This window comes from Clostridia bacterium (assembly GCA_028698525.1).
GTDB lineage: Bacteria > Bacillota > Clostridia > JAQVDB01 > JAQVDB01 > JAQVDB01.
Map to the genome: position 1 here is coordinate 1 of JAQVDB010000072.1, position 6,484 is coordinate 6,484.

Annotated in this window: 6 protein-coding genes and 1 pseudogene; 6 read left to right on the plus strand and 1 reads right to left on the minus strand. The window is 32.0% G+C overall.

What is annotated here, in order from left to right; genetic code table 11:
- Positions 1–88: 88 nt before the first annotated feature.
- A pseudogene (locus PHP06_09460) lies at positions 89–374 on the plus strand (GrpB family protein).
- A 98-nt stretch (positions 375–472) separates the two neighbouring features.
- On the opposite strand, the gene PHP06_09465 reads toward PHP06_09460, so the two are convergent.
- Complete coding sequence (locus PHP06_09465) at positions 473–1,315, minus strand: DegV family protein (GenBank protein ID MDD3840780.1); 843 nt, start codon at positions 1,313–1,315, stop codon at positions 473–475.
- A 381-nt stretch (positions 1,316–1,696) separates the two neighbouring features.
- On the opposite strand from PHP06_09465, the gene PHP06_09470 reads away from it, so the two are divergent.
- The 5 genes from PHP06_09470 to lipA all read left to right on the plus strand — a co-directional run bounded on the left by PHP06_09470 (position 1,697) and on the right by lipA (position 6,428).
- Entirely contained in the window at positions 1,697–2,287 is a 591-nt protein-coding gene (locus PHP06_09470) for an aminodeoxychorismate/anthranilate synthase component II (protein ID MDD3840781.1), read from the plus strand.
- Positions 2,284–3,636 (plus strand): aminodeoxychorismate synthase component I, encoded by a 1,353-nt coding sequence (gene pabB / locus PHP06_09475; protein ID MDD3840782.1) that lies wholly within the window; start codon positions 2,284–2,286, stop codon positions 3,634–3,636. The genes PHP06_09470 and pabB overlap by 4 nt, the downstream gene beginning before the upstream one ends.
- 24 nt (positions 3,637–3,660) lie before the next feature.
- Positions 3,661–4,398, plus strand: coding sequence for an aminotransferase class IV (locus tag PHP06_09480; GenBank protein ID MDD3840783.1), 738 nt, complete (start codon positions 3,661–3,663; stop codon positions 4,396–4,398).
- A 62-nt stretch (positions 4,399–4,460) separates the two neighbouring features.
- The gene (locus PHP06_09485) at positions 4,461–5,228 is read left to right on the plus strand and encodes a MerR family transcriptional regulator (GenBank protein MDD3840784.1); all 768 of its coding nucleotides are present in this window, start codon (positions 4,461–4,463) and stop codon (positions 5,226–5,228) included.
- 339 nt (positions 5,229–5,567) lie between these two features.
- Positions 5,568–6,428 (plus strand): lipoyl synthase, encoded by an 861-nt coding sequence (gene lipA / locus PHP06_09490; GenBank protein ID MDD3840785.1) that lies wholly within the window; start codon positions 5,568–5,570, stop codon positions 6,426–6,428.
- Positions 6,429–6,484: the final 56 nt, after the last annotated feature.

Here is a 6,484-nt window from a genome sequence, read left to right on the forward strand (position 1 = left end):
TCCCTTAATTATACTTAACAATAACAGTATCATTCTCAGTAAACCTGTTTAGGTTGCGTGATAACCTACCGATAGTTTTCTTTAGTGTTACAATCCCTTCATCGCTCTCGCTGAGTATGACCCGCATTGGCCTGAACTATTTGAACGAGAAGCTAACCGGGTTCATTCAGTACTGGGAAACAAGGTAATACAGCTGGATCACGTGGGCTTAACCCCAGTGCCAGGACTGTGCCAAACCAGTCATAGATATGCTGCTGGTTGTGAAGGACCCTTCCGATGAGCAGTCCTATGTCCCGGCATTGGAAGCAGCGGGGTACACGTTACGGATTCGAGAGCCCCAATGGTTTCAACACCGTATGTTCAAGGGTCCTGATATCGTTCAATGACATCAATCCTGTCCTCTCGAGTTATGTTGAAACTGTCGTGGGTTTCAAAAGGAAATGCTATTCTTGTTATTCAATTCTATCCACACTCAAATGAAGGACACGAGTATGCCGCCTTCACCTGAATAAGTGCCTATAGTAGGACCAATAGTCGATATAATAATATGTTTGAATTTATATTTTTCCTCAATCATGGCTTTATATTCCAAGGCTTTAGTGTAACAGTTTGCGTGGGCTATTGCAAATATCTTATCTTTAAAATTTGTAGCATTTTCTCCTATAATGTCAGCCAGTCTTTTAAAAGCCCTATTAGAACCTCTTGCCTTTTCGGCAAGAGCTACAACACCATTACCATCTGATTTCATAATCAATTTTATTGATAAAAGTTTGGCTATATGACCCGCTACCTTTCCTATTCTTCCACCTTTGATAATATTTTCAAGGGTATCAAGCAGGAAAAATACTTGTCCTTCTTTGGCACACTTTCTTAACTGATTTGCCAGCTCATCTATATTCATACCTTTTAATGCCATATGTGCAGCCTTAAGGACTATAAGACCCTCTCCAACGGAAGCGCTCAGTGAGTCTATAACGTGAATTTTCTTATATTTATTATCTTTCTTATAAATTTCTTTTGCAATCAATGCATTGTTATATGTACTACTAAGACCTGAAGATATTGTAACAACTAATATATCATTTTCAGTCTTTTCAAATTCCCTAATAAATTGCTGGGGGGATGGACTTGCCGTTTTGGGTAACTCTTTATGTTCTTTCATCATGTTATAGAATTCCTTATTGGTTAAATTAACTCCATCCAGAAAGCTTTTATCATCAAATCGGACTTCAAGGGGTACAACTCCTATATTGTACTTTTTCAAAATTTCCTGTGGAAGGTCACAGCAACTGTCGGTAATAATCTTAATTCCCATAAGTATTCCTCCTCTTGCCTAATAATAACATATTTATTTGCGTTTGACTACATATCTTTCAATTGACGCTATCTTAACACATTTATCACTTGAAAAAATACTATTTTTTATGTTAATATAGATGAAGATAAAGGAATTTAATATTTAAAATATAAAATATATAAAAATTATCAAACATTAAAAGGGTGTGCCTTTTCAATCTGTAGTTGAATATTTATCATTATTTGGATGAAAAGAAGACTGCCAGACAAAGACTTAGAATATATCTAAGTCTTTATTATGGCAGTCTTTTATTTTTGTTTATCAAATATGATTGGGAAATATTTCTAGGATGACATAATGTACATCTGGATAATTAATTTAAGAAAGTGAGGTATAAAGATGTATTTGATGATTGATAATTATGATTCATTTGTATACAATTTAGTGGCATATTTAAACGAGTTAGGAGAAGCAATAAAAGTAGTTAAGAATGATGAGATAACTATTAAAGAGATAGAGAATATGAAGGAGTTAAAAGGAATAATTATATCATCCGGTTCTAAAAGTCCTAAAAATTGCGGAATATCAGGTGAGATAGTTAGAAGATTTAAAGGCGAGATACCGGTTTTTGGAGTTTGTTTAGGACACCATATAATAGGATATGAGTATGGTGCAAATATTGAAAAAGGTGATAAACCTATGCACGGTAAAGTTACTGATGTGGTTAATACCGGTAAAAATTTGTTCCGAAATCTTCCAAAAAGATATAAAGTTACAAGATATCATTCGCTAGTTATTGATGAAAAAACAATACCATCTAATCTAACTATTGATGCAGTATCAGAAGATGGTGTCATTATGGCAGTAAGTGATCAAGTGAATGTAGTTTATGGAGTTCAGTTTAATCCAGAGGCAGTACTTACGGAATACGGTCATGAACTTTTAAAGAATTATGTTACATTATGTGAAGAATGGTGGTTGTCAAGATGAATACAGTAATTAAAGAACTGGGGAATTATAAACCGATTAGTCATATATTCAAACTGTTTTATAAAGAAAAAAATGCGGTATTTCTTGATTCTTCTCTTGAAAATGAAATAGGCAGGTATTCAATAATAGGTATTAATGAATATCTTACATTAATATTAAAAGATGGACATTTTTTTATAAATGGGGTTGAAAGCAAAAATAACTTTGAGGAATATCTTGAAGAATACATTTTAAATGAGATGGAAGAGAATTTATCCAGCCTTCCAATAGTGAAGGGAGGAATAGGGTATTTTTCTTATGATTATGGAAGGAGTATAGAAAAGATATCAACTAGGCATGATGACACTGATAATATACCTGAATGTATATGGAATTTTTATGATAATTTCATAATAGAGGATTTAAAAGAGAAAAAGGTTTATCTAATTGCGAATGGTAAGACAGAACACGCAGAAAAATCAATAAAACAATTAGAAGAAAAGATAGATAGTTTTCTATTTGCAGAAGAAGATAATATAAAAAGCCATGGAGAGATAGAAGTCAAGCCTAATTTTGAAAAAAATGAATATATGAATACTATTAAGAAAATGAAAGATTACATGATTGAAGGGGATATTTACATAGCTAATATGACACAGAAATTTAAAGTGATAAGCAATAATACACCATATCAATTTTTTACCAAGTTAAGAAAAGATAATCCTTCTACATTTGGTGGATATTTTAACTATGGCAGCTTTCAAATAGTCAGTGCATCTCCTGAAAGATTTATGTTTATGAAGGATGGCATAATTCATACAAGACCTATAAAAGGGACTAGAAAAAGGGGAGAGACTAAGAAAGAAGACGAACAGCTTAAAAAAGAATTAGAGGATTCAAATAAAGATAAAAGTGAGCTATTAATGATTGTAGATTTAGAGAGAAATGATTTAAACAAAGTTTGTGAAGAGCATAGTGTTGTTGTAAATCAATTGTTTAATGTAGAATCATATGCTACTGTGTATCATCTGGTTTCAGATATAAGTGGTAAGATAAGACAAAGTTATACAGTAATAGATGTAATAAGGGCAAGTTTTCCGGGTGGTTCAATTACTGGAGCACCAAAGCATAGAGCAATGGAAATAATTGATGAGTTAGAACATGGAGTACGCGGACTTTACACAGGTTCAATAGGCTACATTTCTTTAGATGGCAACTTTGATTTTAATATAGCAATCCGTACTGCAGTATATAAAGATGGTTATTATTATATTGGTGCAGGCGGTGGAATAACTTGTGAATCTGAATTAGAGTTTGAGTATGAAGAAACTTTGCAAAAGGCTAAGGCATTGTTAGAGGCATTGAAGTAAAGATTATAAAAAGAGGCGATTTGTGTGAAGGGAGATAATATAATATTAGACGAAGGATTTATGTTTGGATTAGGAGCATTTGAAACAATATTAATAAAAAATGGACAGGCTGTGTTTTTAAATGAACATTTAGAACGATTAAACAGTACATTAAAATTATTAAAAATTAATAATTTTATAAAAGAGCTTGATATATTAAAATATATTTCACAAAACAAGGTAAAAAATAAGGCTCTAAAGATAATGGTATCAGAGAAGAATGTACTAATTACATTAAGAGATAATCAGTACAAAGAAGATGATTATAAAAAGGGCATGTCGATTAGGATAAGCGATATAGTGAGAAATGAAACATCACCTTTTACGTATATTAAATCTTTGAACTATGCAGATAATATATCAGAAAAAAGAAAAGCAAAAGAAATAGAATATGACGAACCAGTATTTTTGAATACAAAAGGAGAGATAACAGAAGGGGCAACAAGCAATATATTTTTTGTAAAAGAGGATGATATATATACGCCTAATTTAAAATGTGGGATGATAAATGGTATAGTAAGAAGATATATCATCAAAACGTATGATGTAACGGAAACTATAATTTATCCGGATATGGTTAAGGATTTTGATGAGATTTTTATAACCAATTCATTGCTTGGAATTATGCCTATAGTTAGTTTTGAAGATGTGGAGTTGGGTATTGGGAAAATTACATGCCAAATTCGTAAAGAATATGAAAATGTTGTAGCCTTTATTTATTGAAAACTATTGACATTGACGTTACGTAAACGTATATAGTAATGTTATCAGGAGGGGATGGTCTGATGGAATACACAGTGAAAAAGCTAGGGCAAATGGCAGGTGTTAGCACTAGGACCATAAGGTATTATGACCAAATTGATCTTCTCAAACCGGCAAGAATAAATTCGTCAGGATATCGGATCTATGGCGAGAAGGAAGTAGATCGATTACAGCAAATATTATTCTATAGGGAATTAGGTGTAAGTCTAGACAGGATAAAGGAGATTGTAACAGCACCCTGGTTTGATAGAACAAAATCATTAAAAGAACATAGAAAAAAGCTTATTGAAAAAAGAAAACAATTGGACTTATTGATCGCTAATGTAGATAAAACTATAGCTTCGATAGAAGGAGGAGTAAAAATGATGGATGAAGAGAAATTTGAAGGATTTAAAGAGAAAATAATCAATGATAATGAGAAGGATTACGGCAAAGAGATTCGAGAAAAATATGGAAATAATATCATCGACAAATCCAACCAAAAACTTAAAAAAATGACACAAGAGAATTATGTTAAGATGACAAAACTAGAAAAGCAGTTAAAAGAAACGTTGGATAAGGCTTTTAAAACCGGGGATCCAGCCAGTGAATTAGCGCAAAGAGCAGCTGACCTCCATAGACAATGGTTAACTTATTATTGGCCTCAATATAGCAGAGAAGCTCATGCCGGCCTTGCCCAAATGTATGTTGAAGATGAAAGATTTACAGCTTATTATAATGTAAATCAACCAGGTACAGCGAAATTTTTGAGAGATGCTATATTTATTTATACGGGTAGAAAAGGACAATAATATGGATTAAAGTAAGATATTGATACTGATATTTTACAAAATATATTACTTGTATAAACAAGGAAAAAGTATTAATAAAGTTATTAATTATATAGAATATTTCCTAAAACTAAGGCACTGAAGGATCAGTGCCTTTTTCTTTATCAAAAATATAATATAAGATTTGGATAAATGGTTATATCCTGATACAAAACATGTAGAGGATGTACATATGGAGATTTGTTTCAGGATCCAAAACTAACAAAAATTTTTTAATAGCAAATAAAATAGAATATATATTATAATAACAATGTATTAGCAAATAACAAAATTGCAATTATTATATTGGAGGAATATTTTATGCAAAATGGAAAGCCAGATTGGCTAAAAGTGAAATATTGTAGTGGTGCGCAAACGGACACTGTGAGAGGACTATTAAATAGGCTTTCTCTACATACAGTGTGTCAAGAAGCTAATTGTCCCAATTTAATGGAATGCTTTAGTAAAAAAACTGCTACTTTTATGATTTTAGGTAGTAAATGTACTAGAAATTGTAGATTTTGTAATATAACAAAGGGGAAACCCGAGATTGTTGATGAAGAAGAACCCATTAATGTTGCTAACGCTGTTAAAGAGCTAGGGCTAAAATATGTAGTAATAACATCTGTCACTAGGGATGATTTAGATGACGGTGGTGCAGGTCATTTTGTTCAGGTAATAAAAAGCATAAAAGAAATGAATAAAGATACAATCGTTGAGGTTCTTATACCAGACTTCAAAGGAGATGAATCAGCACTAAAAAAGGTAGTAGATGCTAAACCGGAGGTAATAAATCATAATGTAGAAACTATACCTAGGCTTTATTCAACAGTTAGACCAATGGCTATATATAAAAGATCATTAAAATTAATTGAAAATGTAAAAATAATGGATAAGAACATTTTAACCAAATCCGGAATCATGTTAGGACTTGGAGAAAGGGAAGATGAAGTAGTGGAACTTATGAATGATTTGCTAGAAGTAGATTGTGATATGTTAACCATCGGTCAATATCTGGCACCTTCCAAGAAACATCATCCTGTTATTGAATATATTCATCCAGACCAATTTGAAAGATATAAGAAAATTGGAATGGATCTGGGATTTAGATTTGTTGCATCGGCACCCTTGGTGAGAAGTTCTTACAATGCACAAGAGGTAACCAGAATGATAGCAAAATGATAGGGACGGTGCCTTTTTTGTACTAAAATATGGTATAAATTCTTTTCTAGTGTTAT

Bases quoted from the DNA above. Each gene is read 5' to 3' on its own strand.
- PHP06_09465 (MDD3840780.1), bottom strand. From the start codon at position 1,315: ATGGGAATTAAGATTATTACCGACAGTTGCTGTGACCTTCCACAGGAA.
- PHP06_09470 (MDD3840781.1), top strand. From the start codon at position 1,697: ATGTATTTGATGATTGATAATTATGATTCATTTGTATACAATTTAGTG.
- pabB (MDD3840782.1), top strand. From the start codon at position 2,284: ATGAATACAGTAATTAAAGAACTGGGGAATTATAAACCGATTAGTCAT.
- PHP06_09485 (MDD3840784.1), top strand. From the start codon at position 4,461: ATGGAATACACAGTGAAAAAGCTAGGGCAAATGGCAGGTGTTAGCACT.
- lipA (MDD3840785.1), top strand. From the start codon at position 5,568: ATGCAAAATGGAAAGCCAGATTGGCTAAAAGTGAAATATTGTAGTGGT.